Origin of the sequence: Cryobacterium tagatosivorans, from assembly GCF_004402215.1 — a bacterium.
Lineage (GTDB): Bacteria > Actinomycetota > Actinomycetes > Actinomycetales > Microbacteriaceae > Cryobacterium > Cryobacterium tagatosivorans.
This window is the reverse complement of sequence record NZ_SOEZ01000016.1, coordinates 24,112-46,968: the sequence shown is the minus strand read 5'-3', so window position 1 is coordinate 46,968 and position 22,857 is coordinate 24,112. Positions and strand designations below refer to the sequence as shown.

General features: G+C 71.2%; 16 protein-coding genes. 4 read left to right on the top strand and 12 right to left on the bottom strand.

What is annotated here, in order from left to right; translation table 11 throughout:
* Positions 1–1,300, bottom strand: a 1,300-nt coding sequence (locus E3O23_RS03375) for a gamma-glutamyltransferase (RefSeq protein ID WP_134488179.1), incomplete at its 3' end; no start/stop codon positions are given.
* A gap of 139 nt (positions 1,301–1,439) precedes the next feature.
* On the opposite strand from E3O23_RS03375, the gene E3O23_RS03370 reads away from it, so the two are divergent.
* Complete coding sequence (locus E3O23_RS03370; RefSeq protein ID WP_134488177.1) at positions 1,440–3,209, top strand: CYTH and CHAD domain-containing protein; 1,770 nt, start codon at positions 1,440–1,442, stop codon at positions 3,207–3,209.
* 104 nt (positions 3,210–3,313) lie between these two features.
* Here the strand turns inward: E3O23_RS03370 and E3O23_RS03365 are convergent, their stop codons facing one another.
* Entirely contained in the window at positions 3,314–5,575 is a 2,262-nt protein-coding gene (locus E3O23_RS03365) for a S9 family peptidase (RefSeq protein WP_134488175.1), read from the bottom strand.
* Positions 5,576–5,700: 125 nt separating this feature from the next.
* Here E3O23_RS03365 and E3O23_RS03360 point away from each other — a divergent pair, with 125 nt between their 5' ends.
* Positions 5,701–6,060: an SPW repeat protein gene (locus E3O23_RS03360; RefSeq protein ID WP_134488173.1), complete on the top strand. Its 360-nt coding sequence runs from the start codon at positions 5,701–5,703 to the stop codon at positions 6,058–6,060.
* A gap of 165 nt (positions 6,061–6,225) precedes the next feature.
* Here E3O23_RS03360 and E3O23_RS17990 read toward each other — a convergent pair whose 3' ends face one another.
* The 3 genes from E3O23_RS17990 to E3O23_RS03345 all read right to left on the bottom strand — a co-directional run bounded on the left by E3O23_RS17990 (position 6,226) and on the right by E3O23_RS03345 (position 11,765).
* Positions 6,226–7,050, bottom strand: a complete 825-nt coding sequence (locus E3O23_RS17990; RefSeq protein WP_166790391.1) for an AMIN-like domain-containing (lipo)protein — start codon at positions 7,048–7,050, stop codon at positions 6,226–6,228.
* A gap of 77 nt (positions 7,051–7,127) precedes the next feature.
* Entirely contained in the window at positions 7,128–9,422 is a 2,295-nt protein-coding gene (locus E3O23_RS03350; RefSeq protein WP_134488169.1) for a putative bifunctional diguanylate cyclase/phosphodiesterase, read from the bottom strand.
* 138 nt (positions 9,423–9,560) lie between these two features.
* Entirely contained in the window at positions 9,561–11,765 is a 2,205-nt protein-coding gene (locus E3O23_RS03345; protein WP_134488167.1) for a putative bifunctional diguanylate cyclase/phosphodiesterase, read from the bottom strand.
* A 378-nt stretch (positions 11,766–12,143) separates the two neighbouring features.
* On the opposite strand from E3O23_RS03345, the gene E3O23_RS03340 reads away from it, so the two are divergent.
* A complete protein-coding gene (locus E3O23_RS03340) occupies positions 12,144–12,947 on the top strand; it encodes a tryptophan-rich sensory protein (protein WP_134488165.1) in 804 nt (267 codons plus the stop codon).
* Between the two features lie 50 nt (positions 12,948–12,997).
* On the opposite strand, the gene E3O23_RS03335 is transcribed toward E3O23_RS03340, so the two are convergent.
* The 5 genes from E3O23_RS03335 to E3O23_RS03315 all read right to left on the bottom strand — a co-directional run bounded on the left by E3O23_RS03335 (position 12,998) and on the right by E3O23_RS03315 (position 18,930).
* Positions 12,998–13,276, bottom strand: a complete 279-nt coding sequence (locus E3O23_RS03335; RefSeq protein WP_134488163.1) for an HPr family phosphocarrier protein — start codon at positions 13,274–13,276, stop codon at positions 12,998–13,000.
* Positions 13,277–13,379: 103 nt separating this feature from the next.
* Entirely contained in the window at positions 13,380–15,077 is a 1,698-nt protein-coding gene (gene ptsP / locus E3O23_RS03330) for a phosphoenolpyruvate--protein phosphotransferase (protein WP_134488161.1), read from the bottom strand.
* A 42-nt stretch (positions 15,078–15,119) separates the two neighbouring features.
* On the bottom strand, positions 15,120–17,177 hold the full coding sequence (locus tag E3O23_RS03325; RefSeq protein WP_134488159.1) for a PTS fructose transporter subunit IIABC: 2,058 nt from the start codon (positions 17,175–17,177) through the stop codon (positions 15,120–15,122).
* Positions 17,174–18,145: a 1-phosphofructokinase family hexose kinase gene (locus E3O23_RS03320; protein ID WP_134488157.1), complete on the bottom strand. Its 972-nt coding sequence runs from the start codon at positions 18,143–18,145 to the stop codon at positions 17,174–17,176. The genes E3O23_RS03325 and E3O23_RS03320 overlap by 4 nt, the downstream gene beginning before the upstream one ends.
* Positions 18,142–18,930, bottom strand: a complete 789-nt coding sequence (locus E3O23_RS03315) for a DeoR/GlpR family DNA-binding transcription regulator (RefSeq protein ID WP_134488155.1) — start codon at positions 18,928–18,930, stop codon at positions 18,142–18,144. The genes E3O23_RS03320 and E3O23_RS03315 overlap by 4 nt, the downstream gene beginning before the upstream one ends.
* A gap of 544 nt (positions 18,931–19,474) precedes the next feature.
* On the opposite strand from E3O23_RS03315, the gene E3O23_RS03310 reads away from it, so the two are divergent.
* Complete coding sequence (locus tag E3O23_RS03310) at positions 19,475–20,854, top strand: ADP-ribosylglycohydrolase family protein (protein ID WP_134488153.1); 1,380 nt, start codon at positions 19,475–19,477, stop codon at positions 20,852–20,854.
* A gap of 39 nt (positions 20,855–20,893) precedes the next feature.
* Here E3O23_RS03310 and E3O23_RS03305 read toward each other — a convergent pair whose 3' ends face one another.
* Both E3O23_RS03305 and E3O23_RS03300 read right to left on the bottom strand, forming a co-directional pair.
* A complete protein-coding gene (locus tag E3O23_RS03305; protein WP_134488151.1) occupies positions 20,894–21,517 on the bottom strand; it encodes a potassium channel family protein in 624 nt (207 codons plus the stop codon).
* A 15-nt stretch (positions 21,518–21,532) separates the two neighbouring features.
* Positions 21,533–22,840, bottom strand: coding sequence for an Nramp family divalent metal transporter (locus tag E3O23_RS03300; RefSeq protein ID WP_134488149.1), 1,308 nt, complete (start codon positions 22,838–22,840; stop codon positions 21,533–21,535).
* Positions 22,841–22,857 lie beyond the last annotated feature (17 nt).

The following is a 22,857-nucleotide window of genomic DNA, read 5'->3' as shown; positions in this document are numbered from 1 at the left end:
CGACGGGCGGCGCGACGGTGGGTTCGCCCGCGCCCGCGAAGGCCCGGTTCCCGGCCCCGGCCCCGACCGCGTCGGCGGCGTGCCCGCCGGGCACGGGCGGCCGGTACTCGGTGCGAAGCGGCGGAAGGAACGGCTCCCGCCCGGGAACCGTCCCGGGACGGAACTCGTGCGAGGCGCGCTCGGTGATGAGTTCACGCCGCTCGGCCGCATACTCCGCCGAGAGCAGGTGGCCGAGGGGGACATCCGTGTCGCCGTACCAGGCCTCGCGGTCGGCCAGCGCCAGCTTCTCGGCCTCGAGGATCGTGTGCGCGCCGAGCGCGGTCGACGGGTCGAGGTGCAGGTCGTCGAACCCGTCGAGGATGGCCAGCATCTGCAGCAGGGCCGGGCCCTGCCCCCAGGCGCCGGTCTTGGCGATGGTGAACCCGCGGAAGGTCGCTGTGACGGCCGGCTCGACGGATGCCTCGAAGCCGGCCAGGTCCGGCCCGGTCAGCACCCCGGCGTGGTCGGTCCCGGAGGAGTGCCGGTGCGGCGCCTGGTTGAAGTCGACGATCGCCCGGGCGACGAACCCCTCACTCCACTCCCTGCGGGCGGCGTCGATCCGGGCCTCGCGGGTGGCGGGTGCGGCGCTCGCCGGGGCATCCGGCTCGGTCGGGGCGTCGGCCGGAGAGCCGGCAGCCGCGACCTCGACGAGCCGCTCGAGCGTGCGCGCATATGCCTCGTTCGCGATCAGCTCACCGGCCGCCGGCACGCGGCCGCCCGGCATCCAGCGCTCGGCGGAGCTCGGCCAGTGCTCGCTGAACAGCTCGGCGACAGCGCCGATCGTGGCAGCCACCCGGGGGAGCACCGGATGCCCGTTCCTGGCGTAGCCGATGGCGAACGCCAGCACCGGCTCCAGCTCCCAGGTGCCGTGGTCGCGCAGCAGGAGCAGCCAGGCGTCGACGGCCGCCGGGACCGCTGCGGCCAGCGCCCCGGCCCCGGGGACCAGCTCCAGGCCCTCGGCCCGGTAGTGCTCCGGGGTCGCGGCGGCGGGGGCCGGGCCCTGCCCCATCAGCACGATCGGGGCATCCGGATGCTCGGCGGTCACGAAGATCCCGGTCATGTCGCCGCCCGGCCCGTTCAGGTGAGGCTCGACGACGTGCAGCACGAACGCCCCGGCGACCGCGGCGTCGAAGGCGTTGCCGCCGCGCTCGAGCACGGCCTGCGCCGAGGCCGTCGCCAGCCAGTGGGTCGAGGCGGTCATGCCGAAGGTGCCCTGCAGGGTGGGGCGGGTGGTGAAGGAGTTCGGGGGAGTGTAAGTCACGGGCCCACTCTCGCAGAGCTTGGCGTCGGCTGCTCTCGTGCAAGACTGCCCACAAGGTTGAATTGCGGACAAAGTACCTTCGTTTCGACAATGAAGGTACTTTCTCCGCGACTCAAACCAGCGACGAGACAGGGATGCCATGGCTGCGCAGGAACAGGCGGAGATCGAGCGGAAGTACGACGTGGACGCGACCGCTTCCGTGCCCGACCTCACGGACGCGGACGGCATCGCCGCGGTCGAGGTGCTCGAACCGGTCACGCTCACGGCGGTGTACTTCGACACCGCGAACCTCGACCTGGCCGCGCAGCGGATGATCCTGCGCCGGCGCGAGGGCGGGCCGGACGAGGGCTGGCACATCAAGAAGCCCGCGAAGGAAGGCCGCACCGAACTGCACTGGCCGCTCGGCAGCGGCGCGCCCAGCAGCGGCGCGGCCAGGAGCGGCGCGGCCGACAGTGGCAGGGCCGGAAGCGCTCGCGGCAACTCCGCCGCCGGCACCGCCCGAGCCGCGGGCAAGGCCGCCATCACCATCCCTGACGAGGTGCTTGAACCCGTTCGGGCCATCGTGCGCGACCGCGACATGTCCCCGCTGGCCCGCATCAGCACCGTGCGCACCGCACTGCACCTGCTGGACGAACGGGGCGAGGCCGTGGCCGAGCTGGCCGACGACATCGTGTCGGCGTCGGATGCCCGCGGCGGGACGCTTCGCACCTGGCGCGAGTGGGAGGTGGAGCTCCTCCCTGCAGCCCCCGACACGAAGAAGGGGCGCGGCAGGCTACTCGACGCGATCGAACGGGTCCTGCTCGAGGCCGGGGCGACCCCGTCGTCCAGTGTCGCCAAGGTCGCGCAGGCGCTCGGGGCCGAGTCGCTCACCGACGTCGTGCCGGGGGCCGGGCAGCAGGTCGGGCCGGGGGCCGGACGGCACGCCGTGCCGGGGGTCAGGCCAGAGGCCGCCGGGACCGAAGCGAAAGCCGGGTCGCGGGACGAAGCGCGGGCCGGGTCGCGGGCCGACGCGGAGGCCGGGACCGCGGCATCCGTGGTGGTCGCCGCCGTGCGCCGGCTGACCGCCGCGCTGGAGGGCGCCGATCCCGCCTCGCGCGAGGACCAGCCGGATGCCGTGCACCAGATGCGCCGGTCCGTGCGCCGCCTCGGCAGCGTGCTCGCCAGCTACCGCCGCCTGTTCGACGCCGAGGCGGTGCAGGCGCTCCGGGACGGCCTCAGCTGGCTCGGCGGCGCACTCGGCGAGGCGCGCGACGCCGAGGTGAGCGGCAGGCGCGCCGCACGGGAGCTCGGCGCCGTTCCGGAGCGCCGCGTCGATGCCGCCGTGCGGGCCCGGCTCGTGGACGGTTCCCGCGCGGAGTACACCGAGGCGCACGCCCGGGTGCGCCGGCTGATGTCCAGCCCGGGGTACTTCCGGCTGCTCGACGCCCTCGACGACTTCGCCGCGCGCCCGCCGCTGACGGCTCCGGCGTCCCATCCCGCGGTCAAGGAACTCCGGCGGCAGCTGCGCCGGGACATCGCACGGCTGCGCAGCCGAGCGCGGGGCGCCGCCGCGGCCGGACCGGGCGACCGCGAAGCCGCCCTGCACGAGGTGCGCAAGGCCGTGCGACGCCTGCGGAACGCCGTCGACGCCGTCCGCACCGAGGCGGCGACAGTGCTCGGCCCGAAGAAGCGCCGCACCCTCCGCCGGATCTCGGCCGCGGCCAAGCCGATCGAGACGGCCCTCGGGGAACGGCGCGACCTGGTGCTCTTCTCCGGGCGGCTCGAGTCCGCCTCCGCGAGCGCGAACGAGGCGGGCGAGCAGGCCTTCGTCTACGGGATGCTCTCCGAGCGCACCGCGAGGGAGCTCGACACGCCCAGCGGCCTCGACGCTGCCGTGCGCCGCATCGTGCGCCTCGCGCGCAGGTTCTGAGCCGCGCGCACGCTCTGCTCCGCACTGAGTCGCGGACAAAGTATCTTCGTTGGCGAGGTGAAGGTACTTTGTCCGCAACTCACCGGCGGGGACGGGCGCGGGCGCTACTCGGCGACCGAGGCCGCGACGACCTCGACCCGCGCGGGCAGCGCGCCCTCGCCAGACGGATGCGCGCCGGCCGCGTCGATCAGCCAGGCGAAGTTGAACGCGGTCTCACGCCAGGCGTTGTACCGGCCCGAGACGCCGCCGTGCCCGGCCGACATCTCGGTCTTGAGCAGGGCATCCGCGCCCACCTCGCGCAGCCGGGCCACCCACTTGGCGGGCTCGACGTAGAGCACCCGGGTGTCGTTCAGGCTGGTGACGGCAAGGATGCGCGGGTAGTGCGCCGCGTGCACGTTTTCCACCGGGGAGTACGTGCCCATGTAGGCATATACCTCCGGGTCGTGCAGCGGATCGCCCCACTCGTCCCACTCGATCACCGTCAGCGGCAGCGACGGGTCGAGGATCGACGTCACCGGGTCGACGAAAGGCACTCCCGCGAGGATGCCCGAGAACAGCTCAGGGGCCATGTTCGCGACGGCGCCCATCAGCAGGCCGCCCGCGCTGTGGCCTTCGGCGACGAGCCCCTCCGGGGAACTGTAGCCGCAGTCGATCAGGTGCCTGGCGCACTCGATGAAGTCGGTGAACGAGTTGCGCTTGCGCAGCTTCTTGCCGTTCTCGTACCAGAGCCGGCCGAGCTCCCCGCCGCCGCGCACATGGGCGACCGCGAAGATCATCCCGCGGTCGAGGAGGCTGAGCCGGGAGATGCTGAACCCGGGGTCGACGCTGTGCTCGTAGGAGCCGTAGCCGTAGAGCACCGTCGGCGCCGGCTCGCCCGGAGTGACGAGGTCCTTGCGGTAGACGAGGGAGATCGGAATGCGGGTCCCGTCGTCCGCCGTGGCCCACTCCCGGCGCTGCTCGAACAGGGCCGGGTCGTAGAGGCCGAGCACCGGCTGCTGCTTGAGCAGGCGCAGTTCGCCGGTCGCGACGACGTGGTCGTAGACCGTCGACGGGGTGACGAAGCTCGTGTAGACCAGGCGGATCGTCGGCTGGTCCCACTCCGGGTTCCCGGCCACGCCGACCGTGTACAGCGGCTCGGTGAACTTCAGCTCGGTCAGGCCCCCGTCGTCCTGGTCGTGCTCGTCGTGCCGGGCCACCGCAACCCGGGCGAGCCCCTCCTTGCGGTACTCGATCACGATGAAATCGCGGAACGCGTCGACGCCCTCGAGACGGATCCGCTCGCTGTGCGGCAGCACGACCCTCCTCGCCCCCTGCGGGTCGGCTGCCGCCACGCTGACGAGTTCGAAGTTGACCGCCTTGTGACCTTCCGGGCCGCCGTTGTGCACGATCAGCAACCGGTCGGCGCCGCCGAGGACGGCGTGCTCCACGTCGTATTCGACGCCCTCCTGCCGCGGCCAGACGACGGCGAATTCGCCGGTCGGGTCGGCGGCGTCGAGCAGCCGGGTCTCGCTGGTGACGCTCGAGCCGGCCTCGATCACCAGGTACTTGCGGCTGCGGGTGCGGCCGACTCCCACCCAGAAGCGCTCGTCGGGCTCGTGGAAGACGCTCACGTCGACGGATGCCGCGGTGCCGAGCTCGTGCCGCCACACGGTGTCCGGGCGCCAGGCGTCGTCGACCGTCGTGTAGAACAGGTAACGCCCGCTCGGGTCGAACATGGCGCCCTCTGACGTGTTCGGGATCTCGTCGGGCAGGTTCTCGCCGACCGCGGTGCCGACCGCCGTGCCGGCCCCCGCGCCGGCCGCAATCGCCCGCACCCGGATCGTGTACCGCTCGTCGCCCTCGACATCCACCGCGTAGAGCAGCAGGGTGCCGTCAGTGCTGACGTCGAAGCTGCCGATCGCGAAGAAGTCGTGGCCGGCCGCCTCCACGTTGTCGTCGAGCAGCACCTGCTCGCCCGGCAGCCCGGCCCCGCCCGGCAGCCGCTGCTCGTCCGGAAGCCCGGCCCCGCCCGTCGAGACCCCCGCCAGCACCGGCGGCGCCCAGTCCTCCGGCCCCGATATCGGCGCCCGGCAGTGGATGCCGTACTCCTGCCCCTCGACCGTCCGGGTGTAATACCACCAGTCGCCGCGGCGCACCGGAACGCTGAGGTCGGTCTCCAGGGTGCGGTCCTTGATCTCCTCAAAGATCTGCTCCTGCAGGAGCTCGAGGTGCGCGGTGGAGGCATCCGTGAAGGCATTTTCGGCCTCGAGATGACCCACGACCTCCGGGCTCTCCTTCTCGCGCAGCCACTCGTAGTTGTCCACGTACACGTCGTTGTGGTGGATGCGTTGCTGGGGCTTCTTCGCGGCGGCAGGAGGAATGTTCATGAGCCCCAGCGTACGTGCCCCGCGCCCGAGGAGGAGCGCACATACCATTGATTCGCATGGGCGTCAAGACTATATTCGTGTCTGCCCCCCACAAGGGAGCCAACAGTCAAGGAGGTTGGTTTCAAATGAAGAAATGGACTCGCTGGCAGGACTACGCTGCGGTGGCTGTCGGGCTTTACGCCGCGCTCTCCGTCCTGTGGACGCCTCAGGCAGGCATGTCGGCGACATTGATGGTCATTTCGGGTGGGCTGCTGGTTGTGAGCGGGGTCGTGAATCTGGCGATGCCCGGCATGCCGGCGGCTGAGTGGGCTCAGGTCGTGTTCGGCCTTCTGCTCTTCGCCTCGCCGTGGATCGGCTCCTACACGGAGCAGACCGCGGCCTCGTGGACGTCCTGGATCGGCGGCGCCATTGCCGTCGCCGTGACGGCAGCGGCGATCAGGCCGAGCATCGAGATGAGCCATCACCGGATGATGCCGTCGCATTGAGACACTGAGCGTGCAACTCAGTGATTGACCGGGTATCGGGGACGCCGCCGACACGGCGCCCCCGATACCTTTTGCGCGCGGGATGTGCAGGGAACGCGGGGGATCGCGCGGGGATGCCGACGCGGGGATCGCGGGGATGTCGACGCGGGCATGCCGACGACGGCGCTACCGCCAGGGCGTCGCGTCGATCTGGATGGCCACCACGTAGAGGTGCCGGCCGAGCTCGATCTTCTCCACCTCGTAGACCCGCACCCGGGTCTGCGGGTTCGTGTCGGCGGGCCGGCCGACACCGATCCCGTAGCTGACGTAGCCTTCGAAATCGCCCCCGGAGGCGTACCGGGTGATGGCCGGGTAGCCGATGACGGGCGCCGGCGCCGAGACGATGCTCGAGGTGCCGTTCTCCAGGTGGGCCTGGGCCTGCCGGAAGACCACCCGCAGGATCGCGTTGGTGCCGGGCATCGGGATGTTCGCACCGCTGCCGTCGGCGATGAGCTTGGGCACGTATTCGATGTCGTAGCTGGGGAAGCCGTTCTGGAAGCGGAAGCTCAGCTGGTTGTACGGCGGGTTGTCCGACGGATGCGCTCCCGCGGCGATCGAGTACAGGTACGGCAACGGCGGCGCGGGCGGCGGGGCGATCGGCACCTCGTTCTCGTGCGCCACCCGGTAGGGCTCGCCGGGCCCCGGCCAGCCCCAGTCCTTCGCGATCCGCGAGCTGATGACGCGGTCGCCGTCGTCCGGGGGCGCCGGCTCGTCATCCGGCGGTGGAGTGGTCGTCGGCGTCGGCGTGGAACTGCCGGGCGTCGTGGGGCTGGCGGTGCTGGTCGGCGACGCGTGAGTGTCCCCGGGGATCGGCGCCTGTGTGGTGCAGGCGGCGAGCGCCAGAACCACGGGCACGACAACGACCGGCAGGAGAGCCAGCGGCACCAGCACCCGGCGAGGCGCGACCTGTTCGGCGAGGCGTGCGCCACTGCGTGCGGAACGGGGTCTCATGAGGCCCCCCATTCGATTGCTTCCAGCCCTTCATTCGAAGTCTGGCCCCGGGCGGTTTCCCGCACAAGGTGGAGCAATCAGTGCTCGTACACCTGGGCCCCCTGGGCTGCCGCGGCGGGCAGCGGGCGCTCGGCCAGCCAGAGGTCGAGCTCGGCCGCCGGCACCGGCCGCGACAGGTGGTAGCCCTGGGCGTGGTCGCAGCCGTAACCCACGAGCTCGTCGTAGGCCGCGGCATCCTCGACCCCCTCGGCGACCATGCGCAGGCCGAGGCTGTGCGCCAGGTTGATCGTCGAGGCGACCAGGGCGGCGGCCCGGGTGTCGTCGGACATGGGCATGACGAAGGAACGGTCGAGCTTGAGTTCGTCCACCGGGAGGTCGCGCAGGTAGGCCAGCGAACTGTAGCCGGTGCCGAAGTCGTCGATGGCGATCCGGATGCCGCCGCCGCGGAGGCGGCCCAGGATCGCGCGGGCCTTCTCCCGGTCGGCCATGAGGAACTCCTCGGTGATCTCGAGCATGAGGGCGTGCGGGGGAAGGCCGCGCGCTTCGACCATGGCGATGATCCGCTCGGGGAGATCGGCGTTTTTCAGCGAGCTGGCGGACAGGTTCACCGAGACCGTCAACGGGTTGCCCTGCTCCTGCCAGCGCGCGGCCTGGTCCAGTGCCTGGCCGAGCACCAGGCAGGTCAGTTCGGGCATGAGCCCGGCCTCCTCGACCAGGCCGAGGAAGGCATCCGGGTAGAGCAGGCCGCGGGCGGGATGGTTCCAGCGCACGAGGGCTTCCACGCCGTGCACGTCGCCGGTGGCGAGGTCGACCTTGGGCTGGTAGTGCAGGATCAGTTCGTCGCTGACGAGCGCGGTGCGGAGCTCTTCGAGAGTGCGCAGCCGGTCGTCGCCGTGGGTGTCGTCGTCGCTGACGTAGACGTGGTGTCCGCTGCGGGCGTCCTTCGCGCGGTACATCGCCAGGTCCGCGCGGCGCATCAGGGTCCCGAGGTCGTTGCCCTGGTCGGGGAACAGCGCGATCCCGATGCTGACGTTGACCGTGAGGGCGATGCCGCTGAGGGTGAACGGCTCTGCGAGGGCCTCCTTCAGCCCGACGGCGACGGCCACCGAACGGAGGTATCCGGTGTCGTCGAGCAGGATCGCGAACTCATCCCCGCCGAGCCGGGCGAGCAGGTCGCTGCCGCGCAGGTGGCTGGACAGCCGCTCGCCGACCTGCACGAGCAGCTGGTCACCGACGTCGTGGCCGAGGCTGTCGTTGACCTCCTTGAACCGGTCGAGGTCGAGCAGCAGCAGCGCGCGGGGGCGGTCGGGAGCGGCGGCCAGGCGCACCGGCACCTCCGCGTACAGCCTGCGTCGGTTCGGCAGCCCGGTCAGCTCGTCGGTGGCCGCCTGGCGCCGCAGCAGCCGTTGGCGGAAGATCAGCGGGACCGCGGCGAGGCCCATCGTGCCGCTGGCCAGGACCAGGGCGAGTTCCGAGAGGGGAGTGCGGCTGCCCAGGATGAGGACGCCCAGCGCCGCGAGCACGGCGACGGCCGGAACGGCCAGCGCCGGGGCGGATGCTGCCGCGCGGCCGTGCTGCCTTCCCCGTCTGGCCGCGCCCTCGGCCCAGAGGGTGATCAGCGCGAGTCCGATCGGCCAGGTCGCGTCGAGCAGGGTGCCGACGGCGTATTGCCCGTCGAGCTCGAGGAGGGCGTAGGCGACGTCGGCGGCCGCGTAGACGAAGAGGCCGAGCACGAGCAGTCCCCAGCGACGGCCGATATCGAGGCCCTGGGTCGCGGCGATCCCGACGGCCGCGGCCACCAGGAGCAGGTCGAAAAGGGGATAGGCGACGGCGACCGCGGTGGCCAGGACGGACGGGCCGGCCGTGGCGGAGTCCAGGATGGGAGCGAGCAGGACCGCCAGCACCGCGGCCGCGCCGAGCGAGCCGACGACTCCGTCCAGGACCACCGGCCAGGCCAGCGAGAGGGCCTCCCGGCGCACGAGAGTGGCCAGGGCGGCCAGCATCAGGGGGTAGAAGAGCAGGTAGCCGATGTCGGCGAGAGAGGGGAATGGGGCGGCGGACGAGCCGTCGAGGGCCAGGAGGTAGAAGGTGTCGCCGAGGGCCGACGACGTGACGGCCGCCGCCGCGAGGAGGATCTCCGGCCGGCGGAAGCGGGTGCGGAGCGCGGCCAGCCAGAAGATTGCAACGGGAACCCACTGAGTCAGCAGCGCGAGCCACCCGTCGACGAGCAGATTGAATCCCTCGCCGTGCAGGGCAAGTCCTCCCACGTAGGAGCCCAGCAGGAGACCCATGGCCCAGACCAGCCCCGTGTTGACCCGGGCTGCGGCGCGGGCGAGTGCCCGGGAGCGGTTGGCGGGCAGGCTAGCGTGCACTCGAGATCCTTGTCTTACGCCCCGCGTCCAGCCCCCTGGTTCGCCTGAGCCTATCCCGGCCCGCACGCGGAACCCGGGCGCGACACCACGCGGGAATCCCTGAAGTCGGGACAGCCGGGCCGAGGCCCGGGGCGCGGGCTACGTGGTGAGTGCGCCCTCGGCGCGGGAGGCCAGCCAGCGTTCGAGATCGGCGGCGGCGACGGGCCTGGACAGGTAGAAACCCTGGGCGTGATCGCAGCCGAAGCCGACCAGCTGGTCGAGGGATGCGGCATCCTCGACACCCTCGGCCACCATCCGCAGTCCGAGGCTGTGGGCGAGGTGGATCGTCGACGCGACCAGCGCCGCGGCTCGGGGATCGCCGGCCATCGGCATGACGAAGGATCGGTCGAGCTTGAGCTCGTCGATCGGCAGGTCGCGCAGGTACGCGAGAGAGCTGTAGCCGGTGCCGAAGTCGTCGATGGCGATCTGGATGCCGGCTTCGCGCAGCCTGGTCAGGATGGCCTTGCCCCTGCCCCGGTCGGCCATCAGGAAGTCCTCGGTGATCTCCAGCGCCAGGGCGGAGGTGTCCAGGCCTCGCTCGTCGACCATGGCGGCGACCCGTTCGGGCAGCTCGGCGTCCATCAGCGAACTGGCCGAGAGGTTCACCGCGACGGTCAGGGGTGTGCCCTGGGCCTGCCAGATCACCGCCTGGTCGAGCGCCTTTCGCAGCACGAGATTGGTCATCTCGCGCATGAGCCCGGCCTCTTCGACGAGTTCGAGGAACGCATCGGGGTAGAGCAGGCCGCGCACCGGGTGATGCCAGCGCACGAGCGCCTCGACCCCGTGCACCTCGCCGGTGTCGAGGTCGACCTTGGGCTGGTAGTGGAGCACCAGCTCATCGCGGGTGAGCGCGGTGCGCAGCTCCTGCAGCGTGCGCAGCCGGTCGTCCCCGTGGCGATCGTCCGAGCTGACGAAGACGTGGTGCCCGGTGCGCGCGGCCTTGGCCTTGTACATGGCCATGTCGGCCCGGCGCAGCAGCGCACGGAAATCATTGCCCTGCTCCGGATACAGCGCGATCCCGATACTGACGTCGGTCTGCACCGCGATTCCGGCGAGCGTGAACGGCGCGGCGAGCAGGGTGTGCAGGTTGTCGGCGACGGCAACCGCCAGCTCCGGTCCCGCATCGTCCAGCAGAAGCGCGAACTCGTCGCCGCCGAGCCGCGCCAGCAGGTCGCCGGGGCGCAACTGGCCGGAGAGCCGCTCGCCGACCTGGACGAGCAGCCGGTCGCCGATGTCGTGGCCCAGGCTGTCGTTGACTTCCTTGAACCGGTCGAGGTCCAGCAGCAGGAGTGCGCTCCGCCCGCCTTCGCAGTTCGTCAGGCGCTCGGGCACGTCCGCGTACAGGGCGCGCCGGTTCGGCAGCCCGGTCAGGTCGTCGGTGAAGACCTGCCGGCGGAGGTCGCCCATCTTCACCAGCTCGCGAAAGGCGAGCTGCGTGCGGACGGCGGCGAAGACCAGGGTGAGGGCGGCCAGGGCGACCGCGAGCGCGGACTCCTGGGTCCGGCTGCTCAGGATGAGGACCGCCAGTCCCGCCGCGGTGGCGGCTGCGGGGACCACGAGGGTCCACGCGCCGGTGTGCGTGCGCTGGGCCCCGGCGGGGGAGCGCTCGGCACCGTCGACCCAGATCGCCACCAGCGCGAGTCCGATGGCCCAGCCGGCGTCGAGGGGGGTGCCGACTTCGTAGGTGCCCGCCGACAAGCGCAGGGCATAGACGACGTCGGCGGCGGCCAGGACGAGCAGCCCGAGCGTCAGCAGGATCCAGCGGCGTCCGCTCTGGAAGACCTGGGTGGCGGCGATGCCGACGACGGCCGCGACGAGCAACAGGTCGAACAGGGGGAAGGCGACCGCAACGACGGTTCCGAGCGACAGCGGGCCGGCGACTGCCGAATCCAGGACCGGGCTGAGCAGGACCGCCAGCACCGCGGAGGCGCCCATGGCACCCACGGCGCTGTCGAGCAGCACGGGCAGGGTGAGGGCGCGCAGGCGGCGGATGAGCACGGCGAGCGCGCACAACATCAGCGGATAGAACAGCAGGTAGCCGACATCGGCGAGGGAGGGGTAGGGGAGCTCGGCCCCGCCGGCCGCCGCCGCGACGTAGTAGGTGTTGCCCAGTGCGAACGAGGTGAGTGCGAGGGCGGCCAGGACCACCGTGCCCCGCCGGAAACGGGTGCGGACCGCGACGATCCAGCAGACGACGGCCGGAGCGTACTGCGTGGCCAGCCCGAGCCATCCGTCAACGGGAAGGCTGAACCCGGCGGACGGGAGGGTCAGGCCGAGGATGTAGGCGCCGAGTAGCACGCCCATGCCCCACAGCGGCAAGAACCGGAATCGGTTCACCGTCGGGGAAGAGTCGCCGGGCTCGGGCGCGCGAAAACTTCGCAACACTCAAGCCCCCTTTTGCTGTCCCCACGACCTCTTGGTCCGCCGAGCCTACCAGCGCTGCCGTGCGGCCACGCCGACGCTGGCCCAGTGCCCTCGGCGTGTCGGCCGGCCGTCGGAGCACGGAACCTGAGTTGCGGACAAAGTACCTTCCCAGCGCCCGGGAAGGTACTTTGTCCGCAACTGAGTGGCGCGGGCGGCGCGGATCGCGGCAGAGCGGGCAGCACCCGGCCATGATGTTGGGTAGGTCGCCGGTGATGCGGCGGCCGCAACCCGGGTCACGCTGAGCAGACGGAGGATTTCATGCCCCAACCCAATGATTTGCTGCGCCAAACGGTCGTCGGCGTGAGCGCCGTCCTGGCCATCGTTGGATCATTTATCGGCTCCGGGGCCGCCGGCGGTACGCCGATCCAGGAGGCGTCGGGCGGTGCCCTCTCGGCGGACGCGACGCCAATTGCCCCGAGCGGGCCCGCATTCGGCATCTGGAGTGCCATTTACCTGGGACTCATCGCGTACGCGATCTGGCAGTTCCTGCCGCGGCAGAAAACGGATGACCGCCAGCGTCGCCTGGGCTATCCGGTCGCGGCATCCCTCATTCTCAACGCCGCCTGGATCCTCACCGTGCAGTTCGACCTCCTCGCGCTGAGCGTCCCGGTGATCGTGCTGCTGCTCGCGGTCCTGGTGTGGGCGTTCCTGATCACCGTGACCACACGCCCGAAGGACCTCGCCGAGACCGTCGTCGTCGATGGAACCATCGGGCTCTACCTCGGCTGGGTGTGCGTGGCCACCGCGGCGAACGTGACGGCGGTGCTCGCGGCCACCGGTTTCGACGGGTTCGGCATCGCCCGCGACGCCTGGGCGGTCGGCGTGATCGCCGTCGCCGGGCTGGTCGGCGTGCTGCTCGCGGTGGCCGGCCGCGGCCGGCTCGCCCCGGCGGCGTCGCTCTGCTGGGGTCTGGCCTGGGTGGCGGTCGCGCGGCTGACCGGCGAGTTGATCTCCGTGCCGGCGGCTATCGCCGCGATCGGGGCGGTCGTCGTCGTGCTGATCGTCACCGTCACCCTGAGGCTCGCCCTCCCCCCCACGCGAAACCGCAGTTGTGCGCGCTAAAACCCCGGTTTAGCGCGCACAACTGCGGTTTCGCGTGAGGAGGGGAGGGGCTATTCGGCGTCGAGGTCGGTTTCGAGGAGCGCGACGAGCGCCTCGAGTGCCTCCTCGGCGCCGGCGCCCTCTGCGCGGAGGACCACGATGTCTCCGTTGGCGGCTCCCAGGCTCATCAGCGACAGGATGCTCGAGGCATCCATGGCGTCTTCGGCCGACTCTTCCTCAAGGGCGATGGTGACCTCGATGGTCAGCGAGCCGACGGCTTCGGCGAAGATTCCGGCGGGGCGGGCGTGCAGGCCGATGCGGCTGGCAATGACGGCTTTGCGTTCGTGCATGGTGTGTCCTCCTGGGTGTGCGGGCTGGTCGGGCGTGGGTGTCGGTGTTGACGTGAGCGTCGGTGTCGGCGTCGGTGTTGGCGTGGGTGTGCGGGGCGGACGGTTACAGGCCGAGGCCGTCAAGCATAGGCAGGTGCGCGCGGACGGCCGCCCGGGCTTCCGTCGCGCTGGCCGCGGCGAGGGCGAGCCCGGCGAGTTCCTTCGCCTGGTCGAGCGTGACCCGGCTGAGCACCGCGTCGACGGCCGACAGCGACCGGGCGGTCATCGACAGGGTGGAGACGCCGAGGCCGACGAGCACGACGGCCAGGGCCGGGTCGGCCGCGGCCTCCCCGCACACGCCGACCGGTTTGACCTCGCCGGTGTGGTGTCCCTCGGCCCTGGCGCCGACCACGGTGAGCCGGATCAGCTGGAGCACGGCGGGCTGCCACGGGTTGTTCAGCGCGGCCAGCGGGCCGAGCTGTCGGTCGGCGGCCATCGCGTACTGGGTGAGGTCGTTGGTGCCGAGGCTGACGAAGTCCACTTCGCGGAGGATCGTCTCGGCCATGAGCGCGGCGGACGGGACCTCGACCATCACGCCAGGGGTATTCAGTCCGGCGGCGGCGCACTGGGCGGCGAAGCGTCCGGCCTCCTCGGCCGTGGCGATCATCGGGGCCATCACCCAGACGTCGGCGGCCGAGCCGTCCGCCGCGGTGGCGATGGCCGCGAGCTGGCGCTCCAGGACCCCCGGGCTGGCCGTGTCGGTGCGGTAGCCGCGAACGCCCAGGGCCGGGTTCGGCTCGGTGGCGTCGGTAAGAAAGGGCAGCGGCTTGTCGGCGCCTGCGTCGAGGGTGCGCACGACGACCTTCTTGCCGGGGAAGGCGTCGAAGACCCCGCGGTAGGCCGCGACCTGCTCGTCGATGGAGGGCTCGGTGTCACGGCCGAGGAAGCAGAACTCGGTGCGCAGCAGGCCAACGCCCTGCGCGCCGGCCTCGGCCGCGGCGATCGCGTCGGCCGCGCCGCCGACATTGGCCAGCAGCGGCACGAGGTGGCCGTCGGCCGTGCCGCCGTTGCCGTCGAAGACCGCGAGCGTGGCGGCCAGGGCCACCCAGGCCTCGGCCGCGGCGACCTCGGCCGGACCGGGGCCCACCGTGACGGTCCCGGCGGCCCCGTCGACGTAGACCTCCGTGCCGTCGTCGAGCTCGTCGACGCCGACCGCCGCGACGACAGCCGGCAGGCCGAGCGCCCTCGCGATGATGGCCGTGTGCGACTGCGGGCCGCCGCCGGAAGTCACCAGGGCCATGACCTTCGACGGGTCGAGGGTGGCCGTGTCCGCCGGGGCCAGGTCTTCGCCCACGAGGATGAACGGGGTGTCCGAGTGCGGGATGCCGGGCGCCGGCACCCCGCGGAGCTCGGCCACGATCCGGGCGCGCACGTCGAGCACGTCGGCGGCCCGTTCGGCCATGTAGCCGCCGAGGTTGTGCAGCATTTCCGCCACGGATGCCCCGGATTCCCAGATCGCGCGCTCCGCCGAGGTGCGGGCGTTGATGAGCTTGACCGCCCCCTTGATCAGCAACGGGTCGGTGGCCATCAACGCCGTCGACTCGAGCACGGCCTTGCCGGCACCCTGGGCGGCCTCCGAGCGGCCCTTGAGTTCCGCGTGGACCGCCCTGGACGCGGTGCGCAGCAGCACCGCGGCCTCGTCGGGCGTCGTCGACTCCGCCAGCCGTTCGCCCTTGGCGGGCTCGCTGACCGGTTTGGGCATCTGCCTCACCGATCCGATGATCCGGCCGGGGCTGACGCCGACTCCTGAGAAGATCTGCATTGAACGTCCTCGATTCTTGGGGCGAAGCATCCGGGTGGGAATCTAGCTGGGGATCAGGGCGCTGTCTTCGGCCTCGACCACTTCTTCCTTCTTCACGACGAAGCGCTTGAGGCCGATGACCGCCAGGGCCGTGACCACCGTGCCCACGGCAATCGCCACGATGAACATACCGAGGTTGCCGATCGCGAAGGAGACGAAGAATCCGCCGTGCGGTGCCTTCGAGGTGACGCCGGAGGCCATGCAGATCGCGCCCGTCGTGGCCGCGCCGAGCATGCTGGCCGGGATCACGCGCAGCGGGTCTGCCGCGGCGAACGGGATCGCGCCCTCCGAGATGAAGGATGCCCCGAGCAGCCACGCGGCCTTGCCGTTCTCCCGTTCGGCCAGGCTGAACAGTTTGCGGTCGATCGTGGTGGCCAGTGCCATGCCGAGCGGCGGGACCATTCCGGCCGCCATCACGGCGGCCATGATCTGCCACGGGAACTGGTTGGCCAGGGTGGCGGCGCCGAGGCCGGCGACGGCGAACGAGTAGGCGACCTTGTTGACCGGACCGCCGAGGTCGAACGCCATCATCAGGCCCAGGATGAGCCCCAGCACGACCGCGGATGTGCCGCTCATGCCCGAGAGCCAGGCGTTGAGTTGCTCGGTCAGCCAGGCGATCGGTCCGCCGAGCACGACGAACATCAGCCCGGAGGCGGCGATCGAGGCGACGAGCGGGATGATGACGACGGGCATCAGGCTGCGCAGCCACCGTGGCACGCTGAGGCGTTCGAAGCTCTTGGCCACGACGCCGGCCAGCAGCCCGCCGACGATGCCGCCGAGGAAGCCGGCGCCCATGAACCCGGCGACGGCACCGGCCACGAAGCCAGGCGCGATACCGGGCCGGTCGGCGATGCCGTAGGCGATGTACCCGGCCAGGGCCGGCACCAGGAAGCCCATCGACAACGCGCCGATCTGGAAGAGGACGGCGCCGAGGTAGATCGGCAGGCCGCCGTCGGGCAGGTTGAAGAGGCTGTTCTCCAGCACGATCGTGCCGGCCGACTTGGTGATGTCGTAGCCGCCGAGCCAGAAGCCCAGGGCGATGAGCAGGCCGCCGGCGGCGACGAACGGGATCATGTAACTGACGCCGGTGAGCAGCGCCCTCTTCAGCTTGTGGCCGAGGTGTTCGCGCTCCTCCGCCCGTTCCTCCGCATTGGGGTCGTAGACGCCGCTGACCCGGCGCGCGCCCGGGGTGACCGCGGCGGCGAGCGCCTCCCGGATCAGCTCCTTCGGCTCGTCGATGCCGCGCTTGACCGGGGAGCTGATCACGGGCTTGCCGGCGAAACGGTCCCGTCCGCGCACGTCGACGTCGACGGCGAAGATCACGGCTTCGGCTGCCGCGATCACCGAGGGGTGCAGCGGGACGGCGCCGGCGGAGCCCTGGGTCTCGACCCGCAGGTCGACGCCGGCCTCCTTGGCCGCCGCCACGAGCGCGTCGGCCGCCATGTAGGTGTGGGCGATTCCGGTCGGGCAGGCGGTCACGGCGACGAGTCGCCTGGGGCCCGCAGATGCCTCGGCGCCGGCGGCGACGGCGGCCTGGGCGGACGCTGCGGCCTCGGCGGATGCTGCGGCCTCGGCCTCGGCTACGGCTGCGGCCTCGACCGCGGCGGGAGCCGGGCTGACGACCGCCTGGACGATGTCGACGATCTCCTGCTGGGACGTTGCCACCCGGAGGGAGGCGACGAAGTCGGCCTTCATCAGGGACCGGGCGAGCTTCGCCAGGAGCTTGAGGTGCGCCTGGTCGGCGCCCTCCGGGGCGGCGATGAAGAAGACGACGTCGGCCAGGGCGTCCTTGGCGCCGAAGTCGACGGCCCTGGAGAGCCGGGCGAAGGCCAGCGTCGGCTCGGTGACGGCCATCGACCGGCAGTGCGGGATCGCCAGGCCGCCCGGGATGCCGGTGCCCGTCTTGCTCTCCCTGGCCAGGGCATCCGCGGCGAGGCTCTCGAATTCGGTCGCCCGACCGGCGGTGACGACGAGCTGGGCGAGGTGGCGAATCACGCTCGCCGAGTCGTCGCCGAGGTCGGCGTCCAGGGCAACGAGCTCCGGGGTTATCAATGCGCTCACTGGTCATCCTCCTTTGGATGGGTGGGAAGGGCCGTCACGGTGACGGCGGTGGGGGTGGTCTGTTCGAGGGCGGGGACGGTCGACCCCGGCAGGGCCGCGGCCGCGGCCCCGTGCGCCACCGCCTGGCGCAGGCAGTCCGGGGCGGAGGCGCCGGCGATCTCACTGAGCAGGTAGCCGGCCAGGGAGGAATCCCCGGCGCCGACGGTGCTGCGGGCGACGATCCGGGGGCTCGTGGCGAGCCAGGCGCCCTCGGCCTTGACGAGCACGGCGCCGCGCGAGCCCAGGGTCGCCAGCACCGCACCGACCCCGCCGGCAACCAGCCGCCTGGCCGCTTCGACGGCGACCAGGGGATCGTTTTCGAGCCCGTCGGGGTCGGGGATGCCGGTGAGCTCGGCGAGCTCCTCGGCATTGGGCTTGATCAGGTCGGGGGCTGCGGCGACGGCGGCGGCCAGCGGTGCGCCGGACGAGTCGATGGCCACCTTCGGTGCCGCGGCACCGAACCGGCGGCGCAGCTCGCGGGTGAGTTCGGCGTAGAAGTCCACCGGGAGCCCGGGCGGCAGGGAGCCGGCCAGCACGAGCCAGGATGCGCCTTCCGCCTGCTGGAGGACGAGTTCGACGAGGTCGAGGTGCTGTTGCGCGGTCAGCGTCGGTCCCGGTTCGTTGACCTTGGTGGTCGTTCCGTCCGGTTCGGTGATGGCCACGTTGCTGCGCAGCGCGGCGCCGATCGGCAGCCCGAGGTGCGGGATGCCGTGCGCCGCCAGGGCAAGCAGCACGGCGTCATCCGCGTCGCCGGGCAGGATGGCGAGGCTCGGCACGGCCGAGGCCTCGAGGGCGCGGCAGATGTTGACGCCCTTTCCGCCGGGTTCCTGGTGGGTGGCGACGGCGCGCTGCACCTCGCCGCGGGCCAGCGGGGCGCCCAGCTCGATCGTGCGGTCGAGGCTCGGGTTCGGGGTGAGGGTGATGATCACGCGATCACGACCTCGACGTCGGCCGCGGCGAGGGCGGCGGCAAGTTCGGGGGACGGGGGAGCATCCGTGATGAGGGTGTCGATGTCGCCGAGCCCGGCGAAGCGCACGAGCGTCTTCTCGCCGAGTTTGGACGAATCGGCCAGGGCGACGACCCGGCGGGCGGACCGGACGATGGCCCGCTTCACCGCCGCCTCGGCAGTGTCGGGGGTGCTGAAGCCGAAGGCGGCGTCGACTCCGTTGGTGCCGACGAAGGCGATGTCGGGCCGGAGGGCGTCGAGCTGCTCGGTGGTGCCGGCGCCGATCACGGCCCGGGTCAGGCCGCGTACCCGGCCGCCGAGGATGTGCAGCTGGATCTCGTCGTTGCCGGAGAGCTTGAAGGCGATCGGGATGGCGTTGGTGATGACCAGCAGCTGGTCGCCGGGGGCCTGGGGGGTCCAGGCCAGCAGACGGTCGGCCAGGCGTTCGGTGGTGGTGCCGGCGTCCAGGATGATCGAGCCGGTCGGGCTCGCCGGGATCATCGCGAGGGCGGCGGCGGCGATGCGGGACTTCTCATCGAGGCGCTGGCCCTGGCGCTCTTCCAGGCTGCGCTCCGACATGCTCACCCGGTCGGTGGCGACGGCGCCGCCGTGCACCCGGCGCAGCTGCCGCGCGGATTCCAGGGCGTCGAGGTCCCGGCGTACCGTCTCCGGGGTGATGTTGAACCGGGTCGCCAGGTCGGCGACGGTGACTCGTCCCCGGTCGGCGACGAGGGCGGAGATTAAGAGCTGGCGTTCTTCGGCGAACACTGGGCCTCCTCGACAAGACATCTTTGTTTCGACGACTGTAACTGTGTTTGCCTTTGCTTGTCAAGGGTTACGCAGATAAACACAGAATGAGCGAAAGACCCGCTCCGGGCGGATTCCCAGCAAGCACGGCCTTGAGGCCAGGGGAGGAGCGCAGTACGATAAGTGAATCAAGCTCAACCGAGGCCCGTATGGCGCAAGTTGAACTGCACAGATCAGCCCGAGCTTCCCTACAAGGTCGGGCTGATTCTGTTGTTCTCGGGCCTGTACTCGGCCTGGTCTCCGAGCCCTGGGTCACGCGTCGGCAGCCCCCCAACTGGGGGTTACCTGCACGCGTGGATGCGAGCAGTCTGTCCTCACTGGTCGCCCGCTGGGACGCCGGTCGCAAGGCCGACGCCGCACACGATGCCAGGAACGAGGTACTGAAGAACCACAACTGTGAGCCCCCTACGGCTCGCCACGGCAGCGACGACTTACCCCCGGCGCTTCCGCTTTCGTCCTTCCGGGGACGCGCACCACCGTGTACTCAACCCGAAGGAGTCCGCACATGAATCTCACCTCCGTGCAGCACGACCGAGCCGCGGGAACGCTGCTCGGACTGGCCAGCGGCGACGCGCTGGGGGCCGGCTACGAATGCCTGGAGCCGATGCCGGACGCCGCGTTCGTGACCATGAGGGGCGGCGGGAACCTCGGCCTCACCCCGGGCGAGTGGTCCGACGACACCGCGATGGCGATCGACGTCGTCGGGGCCGCGGCTGCCGGCCAGGACCTGCGGAACGAGGCCGTGCGACGCGACATCGTCTCTCCCCTCGGCGAGGTCACGCACAAGCACCGCGAGGAACGCGCCGGCCGCATCGACAATAGCTCCCTGCTCCGCAGCGCCGGCGTCGCGCTCGCCTACCTCGACGACCCGGTGGCGCTCGCCGAGGCGGCCCGGGCGGTGAGCGCGCTCACCCACGACCAGACGGATGCCCAGGACGCCTGCGTGCTCTGGGCGCTGGCCATCCGCCACGCCGTGCTGCACGGCGAACTCAACATTCGGGTCGGCCTCGCGGCCCTGCCCCGGGAGCGCCAGACCGCGTGGTGGCGGCGACTGGACGACGCCGACCGGCTGCCGCCGGCGGCCTTCGACCGCAACAACGGCGTCGTCCGGGCGTTGCAGGGGGCGTGGTCGTCCCTCGCCCATCTCGACGTGGTCGCGGAGATCGGGCACACGGATGCCGACTTCCTCCGCCAGTCGATCGAGAACGCGGTGCGCGCGGGGCGGGGCGCAACCCACGTGGCCGCGATCACCGGCGCGCTGGCCGGCGCCCGCTGGGGGGCGTCGGCCGTGCCCGCCGAGTGGCGGCGCATCCTGCACGGTCGCCCGGGGCTCCGTACTCCCGACCTCGTCCGGCTGGCCGTGCTCGCCGCACGCAAAGGGGTGCCGGACGTGCACGGCTGGCCGAGCGACAAGCGCATGGACTACGAGCGCTACGGCGGAACGGCCGCGCTGGTGCGGCATCCGCACGACAGCGGGGTATGGCTCGGCGGGGTGGGGGCGCTGGACCGGCTGCCGGCCCAGGTCGACGCGGTCGTGTCGCTCTGCCGGGTGGGGACGGCTCAGGTGCCCGCCCGCATCCGCGACCACATCGCGGTGTGGCTGGTCGATGACCCGCGCCCGGAGATGAACCCCAACCTGGACTTCATGCTCGTGGACACCGTCGACGAGATCGCCGCGCTGCGCGCGGAGGGGCACATCGTGTTCGTGCACTGTGTCCAGGCGATCAGCCGCACGCCCGCCGTCGCGGCGCTCTACGCCTCGCGGCACTGCCGCGTTCCGCTGGAGCAGGCGCTCGCCGACATCATCGAGGTGCTCCCGGCGGCGAAGCCCAACCCCGCCCTCCGCGACGCGCTCGCCCCGAGGCTGATGCGGGTCGAGCACTGAGCCGGGTCGAGCTGATCCGGCTCGAGCTGATCCGGCGCGCTAATCCGGCCGGGTCTTCTCGATCCGCTCGACGATCCAGGACGCGAGCGCCGCGGTGACCAGCCCGAGCATCCCGATCCCGCAGAGCATCAGCCCGGCGGCGATGATCCGGCCCTGCAGCGTCACCGGGTAGTAGTCGCCGTAGCCGACCGAGGTGACCGTCACGAGCGACCACCAGAGGCCGTCACCGAAGGTGGTGATGTTCGCGCCGGTGGCCGATCGTTCCATGTCGAGCACCGACAGCGTTGCCATGTAGACCAGGAGCACGATCGTCGCGGCCAGGTAGATCGATACCCGGGAACGGAAGGCCCCGCCCACCGTGCGCTCGAAGTGGCGCAGGCGCACGTACCTGAGCAGGCGCAACGGGCGGAGCGCCGGCAGGATGACGGCCAGGAGTTCGAATACATGGCTGCGCAGCCAGCGCCGGCGATCCGTGCTGAGGGCAAGATTGGCCAGGTAGTTGACCAGGAAGACCAGCCAGGTGGCGAAGACGACCGCGTTGGCGATGGCCGCCGCCGTTCCCTCCAGGTTGCCGATGACCCGCCAGGAGTAGGCGATCAGGAAGGCCAGCGCCGCAAGGTTCAGCGGGCGTTCGACAATCTGCTGCCAGCGGGCCTGCTCCATGCCCACACTCTAGAACTACCCCGCGAATGCCGGGGCGATGGCCGCCACGAGCTGCTGCACACCGAGGATGCCGAAGAGGAGCGCGCAGATGCCCAGGGCGATGTTGGTCGGCAGCTTGTTGGCCCACCGGGCCGGGATGCGCTTGCCGTTCAGCAGCCCCAGCAGGGTGATCGCGAGGAACGGCATGAACAACGAGCCGAGCACGCCGTAGGCCAGGATCAGGCCGATCGGCTTGCCGAGCAGGAAGAGGATCATCGGCGGGAAGGTCAGCCAGAGCACATAGAACTTGAAGTACTTGCCGCCGATCCGGGTGTCCGGGTGTCCGGATTCCTTGCCGCGCATGTTTCCCCAGAAGTCGGCGAACATGAGCGAGACGCCGTTCCACACCCCGATGATCGAGGAGAAGGACGCGGCCCAGAATCCGACGAGGAAGCCCACGCCGACGACGTCGCCGTACTTGTCGCGGAGCACGGTGGTCAGCTCGAGCAGGCCGGTGTCGTCGGCGCTGAGTGAGATGCCGGCGGCGCGAACGACCTCCGCGCCGACGATGAGCATCGCGATGACGAAGATGCCGGTCAGCACGTAGGCCATGGAGTTGTCGATCCGCATGACCTTCATCCACTTGGGCGTGTACCAGCCCTTCTCGCGCAGCCAGTAGCCGTACGCGGCCAGGGTGATCGTGCCGCCCACGCCGCCGGCGAGGGCCAGGGTGTAGAGGATGCCGTCATCCGGGATCATCGGCACGAGCCCGGTGACCATCTCCGGGATGTTCGGCGCCGCGATGATCGCCAGGCCGACGACCGTCACGAACATGAGCCCGACCAGCACGGCTGTGATCTTCTCGAAGAAGCTGTACCGGCCGAACCAGACCATCACGAATCCGAGCAGGCCCATGATGACGGCCCAGGCGGTGAGCGGCAGGACCGGGAACAGGGCGGCCAGGGGGAGCGCGGCCGAGGACATGGCCGTGGCCCCATAGACGAAGCCCCAGATCATGATGTACGGGCCGAAGTACCAGGTGGTCCACTTGCCGAGGGAGCGCCAGCCCTCGAAGATCGTCTTCCCGGTGGCGAGCGTGAACCGGCCGGCGCCTTCGACCAGGACGATCTTGAGGATGACGCCGAGGATGACCGCCCAGAGCAGGCCGTAGCCGTACTTCGAGCCGGCGACGAGCGTGGCGACCATGTCGGCCGCGCCGACGCCCGTGGCCGCGACCACCAGGCCGGGCCCGACAACCTTCCATTTGGCGGGGGCGCCGCCGTCGTCATCGACGAGTGCGGCGTGATCCACCGGTTCCAGGGAGGCGTTATGAGCTGTGACCATGAGAGGTGCATTCCTAA

Bases quoted from the DNA above. Each gene is read 5' to 3' on its own strand.
- E3O23_RS03370 (WP_134488177.1), top strand. From the start codon at position 1,440: ATGGCTGCGCAGGAACAGGCGGAGATCGAGCGGAAGTACGACGTGGAC.
- E3O23_RS03365 (WP_134488175.1), bottom strand. From the start codon at position 5,575: ATGAACATTCCTCCTGCCGCCGCGAAGAAGCCCCAGCAACGCATCCAC.
- E3O23_RS03360 (WP_134488173.1), top strand. From the start codon at position 5,701: ATGAAGAAATGGACTCGCTGGCAGGACTACGCTGCGGTGGCTGTCGGG.
- E3O23_RS17990 (WP_166790391.1), bottom strand. From the start codon at position 7,050: ATGAGACCCCGTTCCGCACGCAGTGGCGCACGCCTCGCCGAACAGGTC.
- E3O23_RS03345 (WP_134488167.1), bottom strand. From the start codon at position 11,765: ATGGGCGTGCTACTCGGCGCCTACATCCTCGGCCTGACCCTCCCGTCC.
- E3O23_RS03340 (WP_134488165.1), top strand. From the start codon at position 12,144: ATGCCCCAACCCAATGATTTGCTGCGCCAAACGGTCGTCGGCGTGAGC.
- E3O23_RS03335 (WP_134488163.1), bottom strand. From the start codon at position 13,276: ATGCACGAACGCAAAGCCGTCATTGCCAGCCGCATCGGCCTGCACGCC.
- ptsP (WP_134488161.1), bottom strand. From the start codon at position 15,077: ATGCAGATCTTCTCAGGAGTCGGCGTCAGCCCCGGCCGGATCATCGGA.
- E3O23_RS03310 (WP_134488153.1), top strand. From the start codon at position 19,475: ATGAATCTCACCTCCGTGCAGCACGACCGAGCCGCGGGAACGCTGCTC.
- E3O23_RS03305 (WP_134488151.1), bottom strand. From the start codon at position 21,517: ATGGAGCAGGCCCGCTGGCAGCAGATTGTCGAACGCCCGCTGAACCTT.
- E3O23_RS03300 (WP_134488149.1), bottom strand. From the start codon at position 22,840: ATGGTCACAGCTCATAACGCCTCCCTGGAACCGGTGGATCACGCCGCA.